We start from the raw sequence: 22,174 nt of genomic DNA on the forward strand, positions 1-22,174 counted from the left end.
GCGACAATGCACATCAAACCGTTCGGCGTTGAAATGTGGATGAACGAGTTCGAGACAACTTGCGAGCTCAACCTGGCCGAAACCTGTGTGGAATCCATCACGTTGGGCGAGTTGTTTGAGATGTCTAGTCAACACAACAGCATTCTGAATGACCTGTCGGCGATGAAGATGTCCTATGGCGCAATCGAAGGGTCGGATCGGTTGCGCGATGCAATCAGCGGCATGTACGAAACCCTGAACCGTGACAATATCCTGACCACCCATGGCACCATCGGTGCCAATGCACTGGTACATCAAACGCTGGTGTCGCGTGGGGATCACGTGATTTCGGTCATTCCGACCTATCAGCAGCATTATTCGATACCCGAAAGCATTGGCGCAGACATCCAACTGTTGCACCTGCGGTCAGAAAACGCGTTCCTGCCCGACCTGGACGAGCTGCGCGCGATGATCCGCCCAGATACGCGGTTGATTGCGATCAATAACCCCAACAATCCAACCGGCGCGCTGATGGATCGTGCGTTGCTGGACCAAATCGTGGATATCGCCCGAAGCGTGGACGCCTGGCTGCTATGTGATGAGGTGTATCGCGGCACCGACCAGACCGGCGACGGGTTTACCGCATCGGTCGCGGATATCTACGAAAAGGGGATCAGCACAGCCAGCACCTCAAAGACGTTTTCATTGGCGGGGCTGCGCGTGGGCTGGATTGCCGGACCAAAAGACATGCTGAACCAGGTGATGATCCATCGCGACTATAACACCATCTCGGTCGGTGTCGTGGACGAGTTTCTGGCCGCGATCGCGCTGGAAAACCGTGACAAGATACTGGCCCGCAGCCAAAGGATCACGCGCGAGAACCTTCAGATTGTAAAGGACTGGATCGCGTCGGAACCTCTGTTGAGCTGGGTCAAGCCTATGTCCGGCACCACCGCGCTGCTAAAATACGATCTGCCGATGACATCGCGCGATCTATGCGTCGCGCTATTGCAAGAAGAAGGCGTGATGCTGACCCCAGGCAGCGCGCTGGAAATGGAAGGCTGGCTGCGGCTGGGCTATACTAATCCGACGGCAGATCTGAAGCTGGGGCTGGAACGTTTTTCGGGTTTCCTTACTCGTCATCGAGCCCACACAAGCAGCTGAAAACAAAAGCCAAGGGCATGGCTTGTGTGTTTGCTTGCGGTCCGAAAACGGCTGAACAAAGGCCACTTCAAGTTGTCGAATACGTCTTTAGTTGTTGAAGCAATCCAAAACAATGGGGTTCCCGTCCACATCTACAGCGCCTACATCAAATTTGATTTGAGGCGCGATTCGGGGGCGCGTGAAGGCAATCGAGGCGTATCTGCTTGGCGAGATGATAAAATCACCCAGCAAAGGAGTGTAGTCCAAAAAAGACTCGGTCATCAGCATCGTGTCGCCTTGCGCGAATAACGGAATGCGACTTGCGTACAAATCTATTTCGTCATTTGTCAGGTCCAACAGCCCGTCAGTGGATTCGGACCAACAGAACTCCAGCACCCGTTGCGATTCATCCGCGCAATTTTCGGTACATTCGACCGTCGATATGCGCAGCTCGGTTGGATAGCCGTTATCAGTCAGGAACCTGAAGACACTGTCCATCCCGTCGAAATAGTTGGCATCAATAAAACTGTCTTCACGGCTAACCATGTCGGATACCGTATAGGTCGCCTTCGACTGGATATAAGACACCCGGATCGCGTCCTGGACCACAAGGCCGCCAGAGGTCAGTAGAATCAAAAAAGGAAGCACCATCCCCATTTCCACAAGTGCTGCGCCGCTTGTGTCATCTTTAAAGCGGAGGATTGCACAATGAATAGCGCGGGCATGTGTCTTGAGTTTGGAAAACATCAGAAGGGCTCGTTCACAAAGGCAGATTTTGAAACAAGGGCGAAATTGCCGAACTCATCATAGCGTGGCAAAGACCGCAAAGCGTTTATCGGGGGAAACAGAGAGCGCTGGATCAAACAGGCGCGTGCAATCATCAACTGATTTTCGATACCTGCCGTGAAATCAATCGGCGGCATATAGCCGTCCTCGGGAGTCGTATCCAGGCAATTGGTTTGACCCAGATCCAGATTCCAAACCGATCTTTCAACTTCGCGCACCTGCAACAACAGGCTTTCCGAGCAATCCCAGAGAATGATCCGGGCCAGCGTTTTGGCACACATCGCATCTTTGACGCTGTCGTGGTCTGGGTTGGGGATCAGACCCAGTCGCAATTCGCGAAATGTCTGGTCGGTTACCCGATCGAGAGAGATCTGCCGCATCTTCAGATGGGCAAACTCAAGCGTCAGAAAGAGCATCAGCAAAAGCAATGGCAGACAGAGCGCGTATTCGACCAGGACTGCACCATCTTCGTTTTTGCGCCAGACCCGGATGCGCTGAAAAAAGGTCCCGTTTGCACGCCCGTGCGTTGCAGCAGAAGGGGTGGGGATTTTTGCGAAATTCATCATGATTCAAACACTCCAACTCAACTACTGCGTAAGGCGCAGGCGGTTGATTTGACGCGCAATCGATTGAAACGCCGAGTCGATGTCCAAGCTATTTACGTCATAGAAAAAGGCAGGGGACGAAGCGCAATCCAGCAAAGTTGCGTCACCCTGGGCATAGGTATCCATACCAATGGTAAAGATAGTGATGCCGTTATCTTTCGCTGCCTGACAGATTGCCGACGTGCGCGGGTTTTTCGAGGTGTTTACCGTTTGGTCGATAATCCGGTTGTAGTGGCCGACAGCGCTCCTGCGTCTGTCAACTCTGGCGAGAACAAGCTCGGCAAATCTGTATACCGGGAATTGGGCCCATACCTCTGGCCAAGTCAATTGAACCAGCGTTCCGTTCGGTCGGCTCACCCACCGGGCTGTAGATATTTCGAAAAAATCGTTGCGGGTTCTGGGGCGGTTCTGGAAATAATAGAACCTGTTTGTTCCACGTACCTGGACCACAGGTGAATTACCGGTCCTAAACGGCGGCTTGACGTCATAGCTCTGCGTGTTTTCTCCATCCGACATGACGATCAGATACTTGACTGTCTCATCGCTGGTGAATTCGTCGGGGACACCGCGCACGGCCGGACCAGACAGATATTCAAACCCCGGCTCAGTCGACAGAGATGACAAAACCGGTCGCAACGTAGGGTCCAACAAAGCGGCCCCCCATTTCGTCGCCATTTCAATCGAGGTAAAGCCGCCCGGCTGCATTGCTCTGATGCGCGCTTTCAAGACTTCGGGGTCTTCTGACCACGGTACAATGTCACGGGTCGCCGAATCTGTAGGGCAGGCGACCGTACCACTGGTGACCGAACGAGCCCCCGTACTTGGAGCATGATGTGCTGTCCGGTTCAACAAATCCGTCGTTGAAATCGCCGTGGTCTGATAATCAACCTCGTCGCTGAACGTCACGCAATGGGACAGGTTGTGCTCTGCCGTAACCGAGAAATTGCCCAACAGGGCTTCGCCAACCGAAACCTGTGTCGCAAAGGGTACGAGCGATATCGTTGTTCGCCCCGGCTGTCCAGGTCTGGGTTGCACCGCATCAACAAAAGCCTGAGCAGCAGGGATCAAAAGATCCATCCGAGACGGCGTTGACGCTGGGCCGGACGTCGCGCCCGGTGCCCAAGACATTGATCCTGAGTTGTCCAGCGCCACGGCAATTTCCAAATCCTGACGCGATTCCGTAGCGGCGCCGGCGACGGCCACATCCCAAGCTTCGTTGCCGACAACACGGGACAGGTATGCCGGGAGACGTTCACTGGCTTCGATCGATACGGTTCTCTCCGCAATGCCGCTGACAACAGTTACGTTATCCAGATTGTCTGCCAAACCTGCCTTGGCGAAAAAATCTTCGACCAAATCCTCGGGATCGAGCGTTTGCTCCAAATCAGCTGCCGCCAGGCTGGCTGCATCGGTTGTGTTTTGCAGCTTAACCCGTGCGTCCTCGGTCAGCGCTAATTCGAAGGCATATCCGATGAAGGCCATCATCGGGATGAACATTATCGCAACCAGAACCAAAACACCGCCTCTGGTGTCGCGCCGAAACCGCTCAGGCAGGCCACCGGAATTCATTAGATCGCAGTGTGGTTTCTTGTGTGAAGGTGCTCTGTTTTGCCCTTCGTTCAAATCCTCAAAACTCATACCCACCTGAACAACTCATTAAGTGTTGGAACCGTTGAAACGTCGAAAACAAACAGAACTTTACACCAAAATGAACCAATGATGAACCCAAAATGAACAAATTCCGACAAGATTTGGCCACAATCGTTAATTTGAAATAGTCGTTGAAGTAGACGCAAGGTTGCTGGAACCTTGTTTGCGCTTGGCAGCAGGTCAACACTCAGGTTTATAAAATGGCCTTTTAATCATGATGTTACGCCGATTTGCACGCGATTGGAGAAGCTTTTCCAAAAAAGACTCCGCAGCCTTTTGGCCACGAAGCAAACTACCAGCGCAGATGTGGTGGTTTTGTTGTGCCCTGACTCTCAAACCTTTGAAATTCAGCTGATTACTCCGGATTTCGGCGACGATAGGGCTGTGGCGGCTGCATTGTTTGCAAGAATCAAAGCAATGTTGCCTCTGAGCCAGTCGTATCAAGCGTGAAACCGGAAGTACGCATGGGATCGTTTGTCCAATAGCAGGCAGATCGCCGACGGTTAGATCACTGCGCCAAGGTCACTTGTTTGAGCCCGTCGAAAATTTCAGATTTCGCATTTTCACTCAGACAGGGAACGGACAATGCCATATCAAAATCTGCGTGGTCTGTATCGTCAATTTTACCGTTTTTAGAAACTTCGTTGCCCAATTCGATCAGGATAGTTTGACCTAACCGCAGCAATTCAGGACGGATATCAGCCACAAGATCAGGCGGGTTTGGTACCGGAGAGTCGCCGCCTTGCCACTGGCTGATCCAGCACCGCTGGATAGCCTTCGCTGCTTCGATCTGAGCGCGAAAAAACATCTGGACACTGGGGCCGGACAGACCGGCCTGTTGGGAAGCTTCCACAGCGGCTTGCAGAACCACCGCTTCACGCGCGAGGTCTTCCACGTCGACCTCGTTTCGATACTTCCACGCGGCGACACCCTTCATCCATGACAGACGGTCGTTGATGGAATTAAACAGCGCATCCGTATCTGCGCGCGGCTGCGCAGAAGTCACCAAAAGCATGCAGACAAAAAGGCAAAAAGTCCCAATAGATTGTTTTAGCATGATCTCTGATCGTTATTTGGGGCGCCGCCGGTGCCGCAGAACTTGCGACTGTTCATAGTTTGTTTAGCCCAATGCGTTGTTGCGAACCACAAGAGTTGCGGACAGGGTCGTTCAGGGGCGGTTCTCTAAGATCGTTTTGATCAAAGGTTGCAGGTGTTTTTCGTACCGGCGCCACTTCTCTTTAGACGTCGCATAGAGAGGCTGACGCACCTGCTGCACGCTGGCGGTGCGGACCCGGCGTTTGCCGGTATAGAATTCAAGGCAACTTTCTGACCAGTCCAACCCGCAATAGTCGATGAGCCCGCGCGCGACTGTGTCGATATCATCCACTAGCGCCTCATACCGGATCGTATGAAAGGCACCTTGCGGCAACACCGTCTGCCAATGCCTCATCAACCGCGTGTAGGCGTTGTAGTAACGCCCCAACTCGACTTGGTCATAGCTGTGCAACTGGCTGCGTTCGAACAGGCGTGTGTAGCAGGACAGGCAGATATCCAGCGGGTCGCGGGTAACGTGAATGATCCGGGCATTGGGCATCAACGCATGTATCAGGCCCACCAGTTGGAAATTCGCTGGCATCTTGTCGACCACATGGGGCGCTTCACCGCCCAAACGGGACAGAATGGCCACGTAGTCTTCGGCGCGGCGGGTCAGATCGGCGCTCGACAGACCGTTAAGGGCGTGCGGTACGTTGTTGCGCCCGTCAGGCAGCGCGCCAAAGAGCTGTTGCATTTCATTCAACTCTCCGGCCCCGGCCACCAGCGGGTGGGCGTCCAGAATGGATTCCGTCAGCGTGGTGCCCGACCGAGGCATTCCCAGCACGAAAATCGGTTTTGCGCTAGAAACGCCGTGGCGGCGAAGCTGCGCGATCCGGTCGGCTGTAAAGGTAGCAATCAGATCGTCGGTCAGCTTGTCCGTCTCGGCCGCATCGTAGGAGATCAAAGACCGCTTCAACTGCGCGCCTGCCTCGAATTGCGCGAAGGCCTCGTCATAACGTTGTAGCTTCTCGTAGCATTCCCCCATCGCAAACCGATACGAGACCGCCTTTTGCGGCAACATCTCGGCGGCCTTTGTCAAAGCCGCCTCCAAAGCTTGAAACACCGGACTATCCTCGGTGATCTTATTCAGCCGCGCCAAGGCGATTTGCGCGCTTAGCGGATCATCCGAGGTTTCGGCGGCGGCGGTGAACGCATCCCGCGCCGCGTCGAAATCGCCCTGTTCCATCGCCAGATGCCCCAGCGCCAACCGACTGGAGGTCATGTCCGGCTTGATCGCAAGCGCTTTGGCATAAAGCGCACGTGCGCTATTCTCGTCCCCCAAATGCGCTTGGACCAACGCCATTTGATGGCAAGCCACCGCGCTTTCGGGGTCCAGCTTCAAGGCTTGTTCAGCCTCGATCAACGCCAGTTTGGGGTGGTTCTTTTCAAACAGGACCTGCGACAAACCCACGTAGCTTTCCGTCTTTGTCCCATCCAAAGAGATGGCGGCGCGAAAGGCTTTCTCGGCCTCATCCAAATTGCATTCCAACAGCGCGATACGGCCAAAATTGCGGCGCAGCTCAGCATCGCGCGGCGCAGTTTCGGCATGTGCTTCTGCCACAGAGCGGGCGGCGGCGACATCTTCAAGCTCAATCAGGACCGAGATCAGGTTGTTGGCGGTCTCGGACGATGCTGGTTGAAGCCGAAGCGCCTGACGGTAAAGCTTGGCTGCCTTGGCGCGGTCCCCCTGATCACGAGCAATGCTGCCCAGATTGTTCAAAGCCCTATCCAAATCAGGAGACAGAGCCAACGCCCGTTCTTGTGCGGCGCGGGCTTTCTCAAGGTCTTCAAGGTCATAAAAAACCAGACCAAGGTTGGACTGCGCCGCCGCATGCCCCGGCGCCAGACGGACTGCCTGTTCCCCGGCGGCGCGGGCCTGATCCAATTGCCCTGCACTCCGCAGAATTTCTGTGTAGTTGGCAAGGTATTGAACGCTGTCGGGGCGCAGTTGAACCGCGCGCTCAACCGCCTGTATGGCTGCAACGGTTTGTCCGGTCTGGAACGCGATCAGGCCCAATATGTGATGCGCGTCTGCATGTTTGGGGGCGGCGGCAATGATTTTGGATAAAAGCGGCGCGGCATGTGCCAGCGCACCCTTCTGGTACTGCGCCATAGCCAACGAAAACGCCTCCTGTACCGAGATCTGCTGACCCTGCGCAGCCATGATGCTCCTCCTCTGACACGTTGCCCGGTTATTCGGATCCGGGCTGTTGTTGGAAAGGTGGTAGAGCATTCCCGACAATGCGTCCATCCGCAAGCCACGGCGGGTGTGGGGTCGCTAAAGGCGATGATGACGTTTTCGTGTGATTAACTGCATAGACCCACGGCAGTTTCAATTTTAGCATGGGGTAGAAATTTACAGAAAAGGTGAAATGCAATGTTCCCAGACCGTAAATCCATCCTCCCGCTTCTTGTGATCGCATCGACCGCCATCGCGGGGACCGTTCAGGCAGACGACACCGATACCGAAAAGATGTCATTCTTCATCACCAGCGTCGGGAAAGGGGATGGTGCCAATCTTGGCGGTCTGGAAGGGGCTGATGCCCATTGCAACGCATTGGCCAACGCTGCCGGTTCATCTAAGACTTGGGCGGCATATCTGAGCACAAGCATGATGATCGACCGCAGCACCGACCCGATGACCATCACCAACGGTATATCGGCGCGGGACCGGATCGGGACTGGCCCGTGGTATAATGCCAAGGGGGAAATGATTGCGCAGGATGTCGACAGCCTGCATTCGGACGCGGTCAATATCAGCCTGCAAACCGCGCTGGATGAAAACGGCAATCCGGTGAACGGGCGGGGCAGCAAGCCCAACCGGCATGACATTCTGACCGGCTCGGACAGTGCGGGGCATTTCTCGACCTCGGGTGGAGACAGCACATGCAGCAACTGGACTAGCAACAGCCCCGACGGATCGGCCATTGTCGGGCATCATGATCGCGTTGGGCTGAACGATGCGCGCAACATGGTGTCGTGGAATTCGTCCCACGGCTCGCGCGGGTGTGGCGAGGGCGATCTGCCCCGGTCTGGCGGCGCTGGCCTGTTCTATTGCTTCGCGGTCGAATAGCCTGATCCTGAAAACGTGACCGCAGCGCATGGGGCAGGGGTGTTAGAGTTCTCGCGACCGAGTTGGGAGAATTCCATGACCAGACTGCTTCTTGCGTTTGCAGCCCTTTTTCTTGCCACCAGCGCCGCGTTTGCCGAAACCGTGCGGTTCACGGCGGCGGACGGAGTTGTTGTCACCGCCGATTTTCAAAAGCCCAGTGCCGCCTATGACACCGTCCTTGTCCTTTATCACATGGCCGGGGCCAGCCGGGGCGAATATGGTGATATTGCCAAGCGGCTGAACGAACTTGGCTATGCATCGCTGGCCGTCGATCAACGCTCGGGCGGCAAGTTCAACGGCGTAAAGAACGAAACCGCCGCCAAGGCAGGCGGCAACGTGGCATACACCGAAGCGATCCCCGACATGCAGGCGGCGTCAGCCTGGGCGCGTAAGAACGCGGGCGCGCGTCACGTCGGAGTTCTCGGGTCCTCGTATTCCGCGGGTTTGGTTCTTGTCCTCGCCGCGCAGGATCGCAAATTCGCCGATGCTGTCATGGCCTTTTCGCCGGGTGAGTATTTCGGTGGCAAGACCTATGTCACCAAACGGCTGGGTGATTTAAAAGATCCGGTCTTTCTGACCTCGGCCCGGAATGAGGCCGGTCAGTGGAAGCCCTTCGCGTCCAAAATCGCCGGTCCCGTCACCGGGTTTCAACCAGACGGGCGGGGTCGGCACGGGGCGTCGGCTCTCGTCAGTGCGGATGGGGCCGAATACTGGGCGGCACTAACCGCTTTTCTAGCCACGCACCTACCGGCAAAGGGAGGGAGTTGAGCGCATACCGCTCAACTTCTTTTTGACCTCGCTGCCCGGGTCTTAGTGACGTTTCTTGGGCGGGATCAGATCTGTGATCGTACCCTCGAACATCTCGGCGGCAAAGTTCACCGTCTCACTGAGCGTCGGGTGCGGGTGGATCGTGTGGCCCAGATCGACTGCGTCTGCACCCATCTCGATGGCCAGCGCAGTTTCGGCGATAAGATCACCTGCATTGGTGCCCACGATACATGCCCCTACGACGCGCTGATCTTCGGGATTGAACAGCAGCTTGGTGATGCCTTCGGACCGGCCATTGGAGAGGGATTTGCCCGATGCAGCCCAAGGGAACACGCCTTTCTCGACCTTGATCCCTTTGGCCTTGGCCTCGGTCTCGGTCAACCCGCACCATGCCACCTCGGGGTCGGTATAAGCGACCGAGGGGATCAGCTTGGCGTCGAAGAACCGTTTGTGACCGGCGGCCACTTCGGCGGCGACCTTACCTTCATGCACTGCCTTGTGTGCCAGCATGGGCTGGCCGACCAGATCACCGATGGCGAAAATATGCGGCACGCCTGTGCGCTGCTGGTTGTCTACGGCGATGAAGCCACGTTCATCCACCGCAACACCCGCCTTTTCTGCGTCGATCAGCTTGCCATTGGGCTTGCGGCCCACGGCGACCAGCACCTTGTCGAACGTGTCGGTGAAGCTTTGGCCCTTGTCATCCTCGAACGTGACCTTGAGGCCCTTTTTCTGAGGCTCAATCGCGGTCACTTTGGTCTTGAGGAAGATGTTTTCATACCGGCCCTTGATGCGGTTCATCAGGGGTTTGACGATATCCTTGTCGGCACCGGGGATGATCTGATCCATCAGTTCGACCACGGTGATGTTCGACCCCAAAGCGTCATAGACACAGGCCATTTCCAGACCGATGATGCCGCCGCCCAGAACCAGCATCCGCTTGGGTACATCCGCCAGTTCCAACGCCCCGGTCGAGTCGATCACGCGATCGTCGTCATGCGGGATGAAAGGCAATTCAACCGGTTCAGAGCCCGCAGCGATGATACACTGGTCGAAGGAAACGGTGGTCATGCCATCATCACCTACAACTTCGATCATGTTGGGGCCCGAAAAACGGCCATAGCCGCGCACGATCTGAACCTTGCGGCCTTTGGACAGACCGTCCAGACCGCCGGTCAGCTTGCCGACAACGCTGTCTTTGAAGGCACGCAGCTCGTCCAGGTCGATCTTGGGCTTCCCGAAGCTAACGCCGTGTGCGCCCATCTCTTCGGCTTCGGTGATAACTTTGGCTACGTGCAGCAGGGCTTTTGAAGGGATACAACCCACGTTCAGGCAGACGCCGCCCAGCGTCGGGTTGCGTTCGATCATGACAACCTTCTTGCCCAGATCGGCAGCACGGAAAGCGGCGGTGTAACCACCGGGGCCAGAGCCCAGCACAACCACCTCGGCATGCACATCGCCCTGACCAGTCGCCGTGCCGGTGGCGGCCACGGCTTGCGGCGCGGCGACGGGTGCTTCTGCCGGGGCAGCTTCGGGCGCGGCCCCATCGGCGGCTTCCAATGTCAGGATCAACGCACCTTCTGAGACGTTATCGCCTTCGGACACGGCAATCGAGACCACTTTGCCTGCGGCGGGGGAGGGGACCTCCATCGTAGCTTTGTCGGATTCCAGTTCGATCAGTGGGTCCTCGGCGGCGACAGTATCGCCGACCGAGACAAGAATGCTGATCACGGGTACATCGGAGAAATCACCGATATCGGGTACTTTGACGTCCATCTGATCTCTCCTTACCACATCAGCTTGCGCATATCGCCCAACAGCGTCTTGAGCGTCACGCAGAAGCGCGCGGCCAAGGCGCCATCGACGGCACGATGGTCATAGCTGAGCGACATTGGCTGCATCAGGCGCGGCACAAACTCCTCGCCATTCCAGACCGGCGCCATTTTCGAGCGGGTCAGGCCCAGGATTGCCACCTCGGGTGCATTGACGATGGGGGTAAAATGCGTGCCGCCGATACCGCCCAACGACGAAATCGTGAAGGTCGCGCCCTGCATATCGTTTGACTTCAGCTCACCCGCCCGGGCCTTGCCGGACAGCTCCATCAGGTCCTTGGAAATCTCGACAATCCCCTTACGGTCGGCATCCTTGATGACCGGAACCACCAGCCCGTTGGGCGTATCCGCGGCGAAACCGATATTGTAGTAGGATTTGCGGATTAACTTGTCGCCATCAGGGTGGATGGACGAGTTGAATTCCCAATGCTGTTTCAACGCACTGACCGAGGCTTTGACGACAAAGCTAAGCAGTGTAACGCGATAGCCTTCTTCCTTGGCCATCGTGTCCATTTCCTTGCGGTACTTATCCAGATCGGTGATGTCCGCCTCGTCATTATGCGTCACATGCGGGATGTTCAGCCAGGACCGATGCAGGGCGGGGCCCGACAGCTTTTTGATCCGCGGCATTTCAACATCTTCCACGGGGCCGAATTTCGAGAAATCGACAACGGGGATCGGCGGGATGCCCATGCCGCCCGCCGCACCGGCAGCAGCCGGGGCCGCCGCGGTTGAGGCTTTCAGGAACTTGGTGACGTCTTCGCGCAGGATGCGACCCTTACGGCCCGAACCGTTGACTTTGGACAGGTCGATATCCAACTGGCGCGCAAAGGCGCGCACCGATGGCGAGGCGTGGGCCTTGCCGAATCCCCCATCCACAACGGGCGCAGGTGCCGGGGCAACAGGCGCTGCGGTCGGTGCCGGAGCGGCAGCAGGTGCGGGCGCAGCCTCGGCCGGGGCGGCAGAGGCCCCTTCGCCTTCCAGCAGCAGGATCAGCGCGCCCTCAGACACGTTGTCGCCCTCGGCCACTTTGATTTCCTTGACGACACCAGCGGCCGGGGAGGGAACCTCCATCGTTGCCTTATCGCTTTCCAACTCGATCAGCGGGTCTTCGGCGGCGATGGTGTCACCGACCGAAACCAAAATGCTGATGACGGGAACGTCCGAGAAATCCCCGATATCCGGGACTGTTACTTCGATTGCCATTTCTATATCTCCTCGTGCCCCGTGGCCTTAAACCAACCGGGGGTTCGGCTTGTCGCCGTCAATTTCATATGTCTTGAGCGCTTTCTCGAGCTCGGCCTTGGTCACAGCACCTTCACGGTACAGATCGACCATGGCGGCCGCCGCGATGTGGTTGGCATCGACCTCAAAGAACCGGCGCAGGTTCACCCGGCTGTCCGAGCGGCCATAGCCATCCGTGCCCAGCACGGTGTAGCGACCGGGCACGAAGGCGCGGATCTGCTCGGCGTAGTTCTTCATATAGTCGGTGGCCGCGATGATCGGGCCCTTGGCTTTGGACAGCTGCTCGGTCACATACGGCACACGTTCTTCGGCCAGCGGGTCCAGACGGTTCGCGCGCGCCGCGTCCTGACCATCGCGAGCCAGTTCGTTGAACGAGGTTGCCGACCAGATATCCGAGGTCACGCCGAAATCTTTCTTCAGCATCTCGGCCGCTTTCATCGCCTGCACCAGAATGGTGCCCGAGCCCATCAGATTGACGTGCTTCTTGCCCGGCTTTTTGACCTCCTGGAACCGGTAGAGCCCCTTGATGATGCCTTCTTCGGCGCCCATCGGCATATCGGGATGGGCATAGTTTTCGTTCATCAGGGTCAGGTAGAAATAGATATCCTCCTGATTGCCATACATCCGTTGCAGGCCGTTCTGGATGATCACCGCGACCTCATAGCTGAAGGTCGGGTCATAGGTGATGCAGTTCGGAATGGTGCCCGCAAGGATATGGCTGTGCCCATCCTCGTGCTGCAACCCTTCGCCGTTCAACGTGGTCCGACCGGCAGTGCCGCCCAGCATGAAGCCCCGCGCGCGGCTGTCGCCTGCGGCCCAGGCCAGATCGCCAATCCGCTGGAACCCGAACATCGAGTAGTAGATGAAGAACGGGATCATCGCCACGCCGTGGTTGGAATAGGACGTCGCCGCCGCAATCCAGTCGGCCATGGCCCCGGCCTCGTTGATGCCCTCTTGCAGGACCTGACCGTTGGTCGTTTCCTTGTAGAACATCATCTGATCGGCATCTTCGGGGGTATAGTTCTGACCCGCCGGATTATAGATCCCGACCGAGCGGAACAGCCCCTCCATCCCGAAGGTACGGCTTTCATCCGGTACGATCGGCACCACGTTCTTGCCGATACCCTTGTCACGCAGCAGCGTGGTCAGGATACGGACAAAGGCCATTGTGGTCGAAATCTCACGATCCCCGGTGCCTTTGAGCTGCGCTTCGAATTTGGACAGGTCCGGGATTTCCAGCGCGGGTGCGGTGCTGTCGCGTTTGGGAAACTCACCCCCAAGCGCTTTGCGCCGGTCTGCGAGATACGCCTTTTGTGCATTGTTCAGCGACACGAACGGCGCGTTTGGCAGATCTTCGTCGCTGACCGGGATCTGGAACCGGTCGCGGAAGGCGCGCAGTTGATCTTCGGCCAGTTTCTTTTGCTGGTGCGTGGTGTTCTGACCTTCACCAGCCGAGCCCATGCCATAGCCTTTGACTGTTTTAACCAGAAGGCAAGTTGGCGTGCCTTCATTCTCGGTTGCGCGTTTGAACGCGGTAAAGACCTTCTCGGGGTCGTGCCCGCCCCGACGCAGCGCCCAGATCTGATCGTCGGTCCAGTCTTCGACCAGAGCGGCGGTTTCGGGGTATTTGCCAAAGAAATGTTCGCGGATATAAGCGCCGTCCTTGGATTTGAAGGTCTGGTAGTCCCCATCGACCGTCTCATCCATCAACTGGCGAAGACGACCGGTGGTGTCTTTCTCCAACAGCTGATCCCAGCCTTTACCCCAGAGCAGTTTAATCACGTTCCAACCTGCGCCGCGGAAGTCGCCCTCAAGCTCTTGCACGATCTTTCCGTTGCCGCGCACAGGGCCGTCCAAGCGTTGCAGGTTGCAGTTGATAACAAAGATCAGGTTGTCCAGACCTTCGCGCACGGCAAGGTCAATAGCGCCCCGGCTTTCGGGTTCGTCCATTTCACCATCGCCCAGGAAACACCACACTTTGCGGTCGGCCATGTCGATATGGCCCCGGTTGTGCATGTATTTCATGAACCGCGCCTGATAGATCGCCATTAACGGGCCCAGACCCATCGAAACGGTTGGGAACTGCCAGTAATCGGGCATCAGCCACGGGTGCGGATAGCTGGACAGACCTCCTCCGCTGACTTCCGAGCGGAAGTTTTCCAACTGCTCTTCGCTGATGCGACCTTCCATGAAGGACCGGGCATAGATGCCAGGGATCACGTGGCCCTGAAAGAACACCAGATCGCCGCCATGAATCGCTGATTTCGACCGCCAAAAGTGGTTCAGGCCAATGTCATACATGACCGCCGACGAGGCGAATGAGGCGATGTGCCCACCGTATTCGCTGCTGACCTTATTACGCCGCACAACGGTCGCCATCGCATTCCAGCGGTTGATCGTCCGAATGCGCCATTCCATGTCCTGATCGCCGGGAAAGGCATACTGATCATCGACAGGAATGGTGTTCTGGTATGGCGTGGTTGCCGAAAACGGCAGAGTCGCCCCGGCGGCGCGCGCCTTTTGCACCGCTTTGTCCAGCAGGAAATGCGCGCGATTGGCGCCGTCCCGTTCGATGACGTCTTCGATGGCGTCCTGCCACTCCTGAGACTCGATTGGGTCGATGTCGGGTTCAAGGTCTTTCATGTGGCAGGGTCCTTTTTTGTGTGTGTCCGCGCGTTAGACGAAGAACTGCGCGCCGTTGGCAGAGATGGTCGAACCGTTGATGAACTGACTGTCATCCGAGGCTAGGAAGGCCACGCAGCGGGCGATCTCCTCAGGCTCGCCCAGCCGTCCCGCCGGGATTTGTGCGATGATCGAATCGCGCACCTTCTCGGGTACAGCCATGACCATCTCGGTTGCTATATATCCGGGGCAGATCGCGTTGGCGGTGATGCCAGCCCGCGCGCCCTCTTGCGCCAGAGATTTGACGATACCCAGATCGCCCGCCTTGGTTGCGGCATAGTTCACTTGCGCGAACTGACCTTTCTGACCGTTGATCGAACTGATGACGATGATACGGCCAAACTTGCGCTCGCGCATACCGGGCCAGACGGGGTGGACGGTGTTGAACACACCGGTCAGGTTGGTGTCGATCACGTCTTTCCACTGGTCCGGGGTCATCTTGTGGAATGGTGCGTCGCGAGTGATGCCTGCATTGGCCACGACAACGTCAATGGGTCCGAGGTCCGCTTCGACTTGCGCGATACCTGCGGCCGAGGCTTCGTAATCGGCAACATTCCACTTGTAAGTCTTGATACCTGTCTCGGCGGTGAAGGCGGCGGCCTTTTCATCGTTGCCTGCATAAGTCGCGGCTACATTATATCCTTCAGCCTTCAACTTTCTGGAAATCGCTTCGCCGATACCCCGGCTACCACCGGTTACAAGTGCAGTACGTGTCATTTTCAATTCCTCCAATTAGTCAGAAACTTTGACCTAACTCACTTTGTTACGTAGCGTAATTTTCAGCGTACGGATAGGCCTGAGCGGAATACCAGCTATGCGTCTCAGGAAAAGTTTAACGTTAAACTATCTGAAAAACGCCACGCATAGCCTTGGGCGATTTACTTGATCCCTTCGCCATAGTTGCGGGATTTTGACATCTTGCCGATCCCCGGATTGAAAGAGTTTGTCGGATCGCAACACGTGTAATGCGCCGCAAGGTCGGGTTTGGCCTTATAGAGATGCCCGACATTATGTTCCGCCGGATATTCAGCACCACGTGCGTCGAACAGCTTCAGCATCGCAGCCTTCAGTGCTTTGGGATCCGCCCCTTTGCGCACCACATAGTCCTGGTGCATCACGTGACACATGAAGTGGCCATAGTAGAGTTTGTGAACAATCTGATCGCTGATCTCGGGCGGCAAAACCTCAAGCCAATCACGATCATTGCGGCGTAGGGCTACGTCCAGCGCGATGATGTCCTCGACCTCATCTGCGTGAATCGCCATGTAGCGCACCGCAGCACCGGCGGCTGCAAACCGGTGCAGACCCGCGATCTTGGCTTCGCGGGGGGTGCATTCGAAGAAACCTGCATCGCGCCCTTCGAAGAAGCCGGGCAACCAATTGCGGATCGCCTCGATGCCATCGTCCTTCATCTTCAGGATCAGATGATGTTCATAGGCCTCTCGGTATTCGATCATCCTCTTGGGCAGGACCTGCGGCAGGAGGCTGACTGCGGCCTGCATGAACCGGTCGGTGAAATTGCGCAGAAAAGGAATGCGCCGTAAACGTGCATCCACTGCGCCCTTCAGCGCAAAGAACATCGGCAAGCGATCTGTGCCCAACTTGTCGATCATCCACACCGTGTCCTTACCGTAGGCCTTAGTGATGTCGAACACGTCGCGCTGCATGTACTCGGCCGAGACTGGCAGGGACGCGAATTGCGACAGGATATGCCGGCGCAACTCGGCCAGATCGTCTGGGGAGTTGGTTCCGATATAGAAAACCTGTTCAGCCTCGTTCTTGGCGAAAGTGTCCAGACGCACGGCAAACACAGCCATTTTTCCGGCTGAACCCGCAGTTTCAAACAGCTTCGCCTTATCCGCATTGTATCGTGCGGGCGTTTCGGCATCCACGTCGCGCACGATCTGCGCATAGTCACTGGCCGAGGCGCGTTTATTCGTGGCCCCCGGATTGCGCTCGAACTGACCAGTATCGAGATTTGACAGTATCTGTTCCGGTGTCTCACCCAGATCAATGCCCAGGTGGTTGACCAGCTTTAACGTGCCGTCTTCGGTGATGCGGGCATAGACCGACAGCTCGGTGTAAACCGGCCCGCGTTCAACCAATGAACCGCCCGAGTTGTTGCAGACCCCGCCCACAATCGACGCCCCGATGCACGAGGATCCGATCACCGAGTGCGGCTCACGCCCCATTGGGTCCAGCAACTTTTCCAATGCAAAGAGCGTGGCACCCGGAAAGCTGACGACTTGTTCGCCGTTGTTCAGCGGCACCAGAGTATCCATGCGGCGGGTGTTGATCAGAACCACATCGCGGTCATAGCGGCCTGAGGGTGTTGACCCTTCGGTCAGGCCCGTATTGGCGGCCTGCATGATGACGATCTTGTCGGCTGCAACACAGGCTTGTAGCACCTTCCACTGTTCCAGCAGGGTGCCGGGTTGTACGACGCACAGCGCCTCGCCTTCACCCGACCTGAACCCACGGCGGAACCGCTCGGTGGCGCGTGCGCCGGTCAGCACATGGCGTGACCCGACGATTGCGCGGAAGTCGGATATGAGGGCATCGTTGGTCATGCCGCGTTCCGATGCGCCAACCCCTGAACCGTCACCGGGTCACGAAACCGCAGATTGGCGCGCGACAGTTGATCAACCCGCGTGACGCCCATCAGCTTCATGTCGCGCTCAATCTCGGCCCGCATCAGCCCCAACGCGCGTTCGACACCGGGCTGTCCAGCAGCCGCCAGCGGATACAGATAGTGCCGTCCGACACCAACCGCCTTGGCCCCCAGAGACAGCGCCTTCAGCACATGAGTGCCGCGTTGAATGCCGCTGTCCATCATCACGTCCAGCTTGTCACCCACCGCATCCACGATCTCGGCCAGTTGGTCGAAAGGTGTGCGCGAGCCGTCCAGCTGACGTCCGCCATGGTTCGACAAGATGATCCCGGTGCAGCCGATCTCGGCCGCGCGGCGGGCGTCCTCGACGGTCATGATCCCCTTGAGGCAGAACTGACTGTCCCATTCGCGCACCATCTGGGCCACATCGTCCCAGTTCATCGACGGGTCCAGCATTTCGGTGAAATAGCCACCGATGGAACTAGCCCCGCCGCTCATGTCCACGTGTTCATCCAGTTGCGGCAGGCGGAATTTCTCGTGCGTGACATAGTTGATGCCCCACATCGGCTTGATCGCAAACTGGATCATGCCGCCCAGCGTCAGCCGGAACGGGATCGAGAACCCCGTGCGCAGATCACGTTCGCGATTGCCGCCGGTGATGGAGTCCACGGTCAGCATCATCACCTCGACGCCCGCCTCTTTGGCGCGCTGCATCATGGCCGAGTTCAGGCCCCGGTCTTTGTGGAAATAGAACTGATAGACCTGCGGGTTTTTGTGTTTCTGGCGTAGTTCCTCCAGCGAAACGGTGCCCAGCGAGGATACGCCGAACATAGTCCCGTATTTCTCGGCCGCCGCCGCCACCGCGCGCTCGCCCTGATGGTGGAACAGGCGCTGCAGTGCGGTGGGAGAGCAATAGATCGGCATATCCAGCTTTTGCCCCATGACGGTGACGGACATGTCCACGTCTTTCACCCCGCGCAGCACCGATGGCAGCAGATCGCAGCGATCAAAGGCGTTGGTGTTTTCGCGATACGTCACCTCGTCATCGGCACCGCCGTCGATATAGTTGAAGATCGGTCCCGGCAGGCGGCGCTTGGCCAGTTGGCGGAAATCGTGGAAGTTATGGCAATCGGTCAGACGCATGTCTCTTCCTCCTATCAATACGCGACGGATGGCAGCCAGGTGGCCAATGTGGGCCACAAGAAGACCAACGCCAGCCCGGTCAGTTGCAGCAGGACAAACGGGATGATGCCCTTGTAGATGTCGGTCAGTTTAATCTCTGGCGGGCAAACGCCTTTGAGATAGAACAAGGCAAAGCCAACCGGAGGTGTCAGGAAGCTGGTTTGCAGCGTGACTGCCACTAGGATCACGAACCAGACCAGCGCGGGTTCGTCCAAAACGCCAAAGCCGGGGATGTCGATGCCCAGCCCATTCACGATCGGGCGCATCAGGGGCAGGACGATCAGCGTGATCTCGATCCAGTCCAGCACAAAGCCCAGCAGGAAAACGATGAACAGGATGAACAGGATCGTGCCATTGGCTCCAAAGCCGGTGGACTGAACCACATGTTCGATCAGTTCATCGCCGCCAAGTTCGCGCAGTACATAAGAGAACACGGTCGCGCCTAGGAAGATTGCAAAGATATAGGCGGTGGTGTTGAAGGTCGACACCAGCACGTTCCACAGCTTTTGGAAGGTCAGCTTGCGATAGCCCAAGGCCAGCAGGGTCGCACCCAATGCACCGATGCCTGAGGCCTCGGTTGGCGTGGTCAGGCCTGCAAAGATCGAACCCAACACCGCGAGGATCAGCAGCAGCGTCGGGATGACAGCGATCAACACGTCTTTGACGGCTGCCCAATCGGGGGCCGTAGCGCCCTCGGGGACAGGGGCCGCGTCGCGTTTCACCAGCGCCAAGATGAAGATGTAAGTCAGGTAGAGGCCACCAATGATCACTCCGGGGAAGACGGCGGCCATGAACAAATCACCCACCGACAGGGCCATCTGGTCGGCCATAATGACCAGCATGATCGAGGGCGGGATTAGAATACCCAACGTGCCCGACGCGGAAACGACGCCCGCTGCCAGCGTAGGTTGATATTTCTGCTGCATCATCGAGGGCAGCGAGAGCACGCCCAGCAACACGACAGACGCACCAATGATCCCGGTTGAAGCCGCAAGGATGATCCCGATCAGGGTCACGGTGATCGCCAAACCTCCGCGTACTGTGCCAAAGAGGCGCTGCATCGAAGACATCAGGCGCTCGGCCACGCCGGATTCGTCCAGCATCAGACCCATGAAGATAAACATCGGCAAGGCGACCAGAACCGCATTGGACATGGTCGCGTAGACCCGGTTCACCACCGCACCCAGCGTCAGATAGTCCAGCCCGGTAAAGGTGCTTTCCAGCCCCGTCCACAGCATCAGGTCGTTGTCGAACAAATAAGCCAGCCCGCAATAAGCGACACCGACACCCGCCAGCACCCATGCAACCGGATAGCCGGTGAAGAGCAGCGCGATGAAGGTCAGGAACATGGCGATGACCAGCTTTTCTTCGGTGGTCTCCACCAGGAAGGTCAGGCCAACGCAGACGGCGGCAAAGACGGCCAGTACCAGCAGAATGCGGCGCAGGGAAGCGCCCTCACGTTCGCTTTCGGGGCCGTAGATCAGCGCGTGGCCGTCATGGATCAGCCGAGCGAGGGCGGCCAGCGCCAGCAGCACGAAGCTGATCGGAATGACGGCCTTGAACGCCCACCGTGCCGGCAAGCCAGTCGGGCTGTCAGAGCGTTCGTTGACGCGGAAGCTTTCGTAGAAATAGTCAAACCCCTGGTCGATCATCAGATAGATGAACGGGGTCAGCAGGGTCAGGATGCCGATGACTTCGATTACTCGCTGGGCGCGTCGGGAAAGCTGCATATGCAGCACGTCCACACGCACATGGCTGTCGGTGATCAGGGCATAGGAAATGCCGATCATCGTGACGATGCCGTAGAAATGCCACTGGATCTCATCCAGCTTGGGATAGTTCTGGCTGAAAAGGTAGCGCAGCGAAACCTGTGAAAAGATCGCTGCCACCAGCAGCACATTCGCCCACATCACGACATGCCCAACGGCCTTTACGCCCGAGTCGATGGCAACGGCAATTTTCTGGCGGTCTGTATCGGGGTGCTCCAGGAGGCCTTCATAGGCTTCGACCGGATCATTGAGGTCTTTAGGCGTGGCCATGTGTAATCCTCGCTCGGTTGACCGGCTTAACCGCGGTCAAGGGATTGCAGGTATAAATCCTGAGAGAACCAGGGCGGCAGAGGAAGGCCGCCGCCCCGGCAGCGTCAGCAATTCAGCTTACTGACGGGGGAGGAACGCGTTGGTTTTCCACAGGTCATAGCCATCGCGGAACTGGGTCATGTCATCCATGACCTTGGCAAAGAAGGCGTCGTTCGCAGCCTCTTCAGCGGCAACCTCTTCCCAGGTCGCGCGGAACGTGTCCAACATCTCGGGCGACCATTGCTTGATGGTGACACCGTTGTTTTCAACGTTGTCGATCAGTGCGGCGTGCTGAATGGCCTCACCTTCGGCAAAGCTGTCGGTCATCGAGGCCTTACAGGCATTTTCGATGATCGCCTTGTGCTGATCGCTGGCTTCGTTCCAAACGTCCTTGTTGATCATCAGCTCAAACACAGTCGCTTGCTGGTGCCAGCCGGGGAAGTAGTTGTACTTGACCAGCTTGTGGAAGCCCAGACGGGCGTCAATTGCAGGCATCGAGAATTCGGTCGCGTCAATCGCGCCTTTTTCCAGCGCCGGGAAGATCTCACCACCGGGCAGCAGCGAAGTGGCAACGCCCAGTTTCTGCATGACTTTGCCGCCCAGACCAAAGAAGCGCATCTTCAGGCCGTTCAGGTCTTCGGGGTTGTTGATCTCGGATGCAAACCAGCCTGATGTTTCAGGCGCGATAACGGCGCAGGGGATGACGTGGACGTTATAGCCCGCCTGGTCGTACATTTCCTGATACAGCGACATACCGTTGCCATAGTAGAGCCACGCCATGTATTCGCCGGCTTCGGGGCCGAAAGGTACCGCCGAGAACAGCGGTGCAGCCGGGATTTTACCCGCCCAGTAGCCGGCGGTTGTGTAGCCCGAGTTGATCTTGCCAGTCGACACCGCGTCCAGAATTTCAAACGGCGGGACCAGTTTGCCGGGTTCATAGACCTTCATCTTCAACGTGCCGCCCGACATCAGCTCAAGCTGTTCGGCCACGCGCGGAATAGGCGAGCCCAGACCGGGCAATTCGGTCGAGAATGCGATCGGGGTTTTCAACAGCAACTTATCAGCGGCAAGCGCGGGTGCAGCCATCAGGCTGGCAGCAACCGCAAGGCTCGTCAGGGTCTTTTTCATGAATTCTCCTCCGGGATGTTTCGGACGCAACGTCCAATCAATCTGTGACGCAAGGTTGTCTGGCGCCTTGAGTGGTCAATAAAGTTTACCATAGCAATCAGTCAACAACTTTATTTACCACTGGTTTGGTCACGCAACTGCCCATCGGTTTGAAATTTTTCACAACTGGAAAGAGTGCAAGAGCACCCGGCTTCAGTTTCTTTGCGATTTTTCTCTTTCAAAACAGTGAAAAGTGTACTTTCCGGGAATACAACCTGGCGGCAAATATTAAGTTGAAT

General features: G+C 57.3%; 16 protein-coding genes. 3 read left to right on the plus strand and 13 right to left on the minus strand.

The genetic code is table 11. The features are described from left to right. Positions 1 to 6: 6 nt before the first annotated feature. Positions 7 to 1,143, plus strand: coding sequence for an aminotransferase (locus tag ACR0L1_RS10240; protein ID WP_480858615.1), 1,137 nt, complete (start codon positions 7 to 9; stop codon positions 1,141 to 1,143). An 87-nt stretch (positions 1,144 to 1,230) separates the two neighbouring features. Here ACR0L1_RS10240 and ACR0L1_RS10245 read toward each other — a convergent pair whose 3' ends face one another. The 5 genes from ACR0L1_RS10245 to ACR0L1_RS10265 all read right to left on the minus strand — a co-directional run bounded on the left by ACR0L1_RS10245 (position 1,231) and on the right by ACR0L1_RS10265 (position 7,422). After that, positions 1,231 to 1,869: a TadE/TadG family type IV pilus assembly protein gene (locus ACR0L1_RS10245; RefSeq protein ID WP_170772167.1), complete on the minus strand. Its 639-nt coding sequence runs from the start codon at positions 1,867 to 1,869 to the stop codon at positions 1,231 to 1,233. After that, a complete protein-coding gene (locus ACR0L1_RS10250) occupies positions 1,869 to 2,474 on the minus strand; it encodes a TadE/TadG family type IV pilus assembly protein (RefSeq protein WP_480858617.1) in 606 nt (201 codons plus the stop codon). Before ACR0L1_RS10250 ends, ACR0L1_RS10245 begins: the two co-directional genes overlap by 1 nt. Positions 2,475 to 2,495: 21 nt before the next feature. After that, on the minus strand, positions 2,496 to 4,082 hold the full coding sequence (locus ACR0L1_RS10255) for a TadE/TadG family type IV pilus assembly protein (protein ID WP_480858619.1): 1,587 nt from the start codon (positions 4,080 to 4,082) through the stop codon (positions 2,496 to 2,498). A gap of 589 nt (positions 4,083 to 4,671) precedes the next feature. Next, on the minus strand, positions 4,672 to 5,169 hold the full coding sequence (gene aroQ, locus ACR0L1_RS10260; protein WP_480858621.1) for a gamma subclass chorismate mutase AroQ: 498 nt from the start codon (positions 5,167 to 5,169) through the stop codon (positions 4,672 to 4,674). Between the two features lie 162 nt (positions 5,170 to 5,331). Then, positions 5,332 to 7,422, minus strand: a complete 2,091-nt coding sequence (locus tag ACR0L1_RS10265) for a tetratricopeptide repeat-containing sulfotransferase family protein (protein ID WP_480858623.1) — start codon at positions 7,420 to 7,422, stop codon at positions 5,332 to 5,334. 213 nt (positions 7,423 to 7,635) lie between these two features. On the opposite strand from ACR0L1_RS10265, the gene ACR0L1_RS10270 reads away from it, so the two are divergent. Beyond that, a complete protein-coding gene (locus ACR0L1_RS10270) occupies positions 7,636 to 8,331 on the plus strand; it encodes a hypothetical protein (RefSeq protein WP_480858625.1) in 696 nt (231 codons plus the stop codon). A gap of 75 nt (positions 8,332 to 8,406) precedes the next feature. Beyond that, positions 8,407 to 9,138: a CocE/NonD family hydrolase gene (locus ACR0L1_RS10275; protein WP_480504611.1), complete on the plus strand. Its 732-nt coding sequence runs from the start codon at positions 8,407 to 8,409 to the stop codon at positions 9,136 to 9,138. Positions 9,139 to 9,180: 42 nt separating this feature from the next. Here the strand turns inward: ACR0L1_RS10275 and lpdA are convergent, their stop codons facing one another. The 8 genes from lpdA to ACR0L1_RS10315 form a co-directional block, all read right to left on the minus strand. Continuing rightward, positions 9,181 to 10,914 carry a dihydrolipoyl dehydrogenase gene (gene lpdA / locus ACR0L1_RS10280; RefSeq protein WP_480858628.1) on the minus strand — a complete coding sequence of 578 codons (1,734 nt, stop codon included), beginning with the start codon at positions 10,912 to 10,914 and terminating at the stop codon, positions 9,181 to 9,183. Positions 10,915 to 10,925: 11 nt separating this feature from the next. Beyond that, positions 10,926 to 12,176 (minus strand): dihydrolipoyllysine-residue acetyltransferase, encoded by a 1,251-nt coding sequence (aceF, locus tag ACR0L1_RS10285; protein WP_170789186.1) that lies wholly within the window; start codon positions 12,174 to 12,176, stop codon positions 10,926 to 10,928. A gap of 27 nt (positions 12,177 to 12,203) precedes the next feature. Next, the gene (gene aceE / locus ACR0L1_RS10290) at positions 12,204 to 14,858 is read right to left on the minus strand and encodes a pyruvate dehydrogenase (acetyl-transferring), homodimeric type (protein ID WP_480858630.1); all 2,655 of its coding nucleotides are present in this window, start codon (positions 14,856 to 14,858) and stop codon (positions 12,204 to 12,206) included. A 33-nt stretch (positions 14,859 to 14,891) separates the two neighbouring features. Beyond that, positions 14,892 to 15,614 (minus strand): acetoacetyl-CoA reductase, encoded by a 723-nt coding sequence (gene phbB, locus ACR0L1_RS10295; protein ID WP_170789190.1) that lies wholly within the window; start codon positions 15,612 to 15,614, stop codon positions 14,892 to 14,894. A gap of 161 nt (positions 15,615 to 15,775) precedes the next feature. Beyond that, positions 15,776 to 17,467 (minus strand): D-lactate dehydrogenase, encoded by a 1,692-nt coding sequence (gene dld / locus ACR0L1_RS10300; protein ID WP_480858632.1) that lies wholly within the window; start codon positions 17,465 to 17,467, stop codon positions 15,776 to 15,778. Further along, the gene (locus ACR0L1_RS10305; RefSeq protein ID WP_480858634.1) at positions 17,464 to 18,651 is read right to left on the minus strand and encodes an alpha-hydroxy acid oxidase; all 1,188 of its coding nucleotides are present in this window, start codon (positions 18,649 to 18,651) and stop codon (positions 17,464 to 17,466) included. Before ACR0L1_RS10305 ends, dld begins: the two co-directional genes overlap by 4 nt. A gap of 14 nt (positions 18,652 to 18,665) precedes the next feature. Continuing rightward, a complete protein-coding gene (locus ACR0L1_RS10310) occupies positions 18,666 to 20,729 on the minus strand; it encodes a TRAP transporter large permease subunit (protein ID WP_480858636.1) in 2,064 nt (687 codons plus the stop codon). A 117-nt stretch (positions 20,730 to 20,846) separates the two neighbouring features. Beyond that, entirely contained in the window at positions 20,847 to 21,896 is a 1,050-nt protein-coding gene (locus ACR0L1_RS10315; RefSeq protein ID WP_480858638.1) for a TRAP transporter substrate-binding protein, read from the minus strand. Between the last annotated feature and the right edge of the window lie 278 nt (positions 21,897 to 22,174).

This window comes from Ruegeria sp. J8 (assembly GCF_056531925.1).

Coding starts and splice junctions, on each gene's coding strand:
- ACR0L1_RS10240 (WP_480858615.1), top strand. CDS start 7: ATGCACATCAAACCGTTCGGCGTTGAAATGTGGATGAACGAGTTCGAG.
- ACR0L1_RS10305 (WP_480858634.1), bottom strand. CDS start 18,651: ATGCGTCTGACCGATTGCCATAACTTCCACGATTTCCGCCAACTGGCC.
- phbB (WP_170789190.1), bottom strand. CDS start 15,614: ATGACACGTACTGCACTTGTAACCGGTGGTAGCCGGGGTATCGGCGAA.
- aceF (WP_170789186.1), bottom strand. CDS start 12,176: ATGGCAATCGAAGTAACAGTCCCGGATATCGGGGATTTCTCGGACGTT.
- ACR0L1_RS10265 (WP_480858623.1), bottom strand. CDS start 7,422: ATGGCTGCGCAGGGTCAGCAGATCTCGGTACAGGAGGCGTTTTCGTTG.
- ACR0L1_RS10310 (WP_480858636.1), bottom strand. CDS start 20,729: ATGGCCACGCCTAAAGACCTCAATGATCCGGTCGAAGCCTATGAAGGC.
- ACR0L1_RS10275 (WP_480504611.1), top strand. CDS start 8,407: ATGACCAGACTGCTTCTTGCGTTTGCAGCCCTTTTTCTTGCCACCAGC.
- dld (WP_480858632.1), bottom strand. CDS start 17,467: ATGACCAACGATGCCCTCATATCCGACTTCCGCGCAATCGTCGGGTCA.
- lpdA (WP_480858628.1), bottom strand. CDS start 10,914: ATGGACGTCAAAGTACCCGATATCGGTGATTTCTCCGATGTACCCGTG.
- ACR0L1_RS10245 (WP_170772167.1), bottom strand. CDS start 1,869: ATGTTTTCCAAACTCAAGACACATGCCCGCGCTATTCATTGTGCAATC.
- aceE (WP_480858630.1), bottom strand. CDS start 14,858: ATGAAAGACCTTGAACCCGACATCGACCCAATCGAGTCTCAGGAGTGG.
- ACR0L1_RS10315 (WP_480858638.1), bottom strand. CDS start 21,896: ATGAAAAAGACCCTGACGAGCCTTGCGGTTGCTGCCAGCCTGATGGCT.
- ACR0L1_RS10270 (WP_480858625.1), top strand. CDS start 7,636: ATGTTCCCAGACCGTAAATCCATCCTCCCGCTTCTTGTGATCGCATCG.
- ACR0L1_RS10250 (WP_480858617.1), bottom strand. CDS start 2,474: ATGATGAATTTCGCAAAAATCCCCACCCCTTCTGCTGCAACGCACGGG.
- ACR0L1_RS10255 (WP_480858619.1), bottom strand. CDS start 4,082: ATGAATTCCGGTGGCCTGCCTGAGCGGTTTCGGCGCGACACCAGAGGC.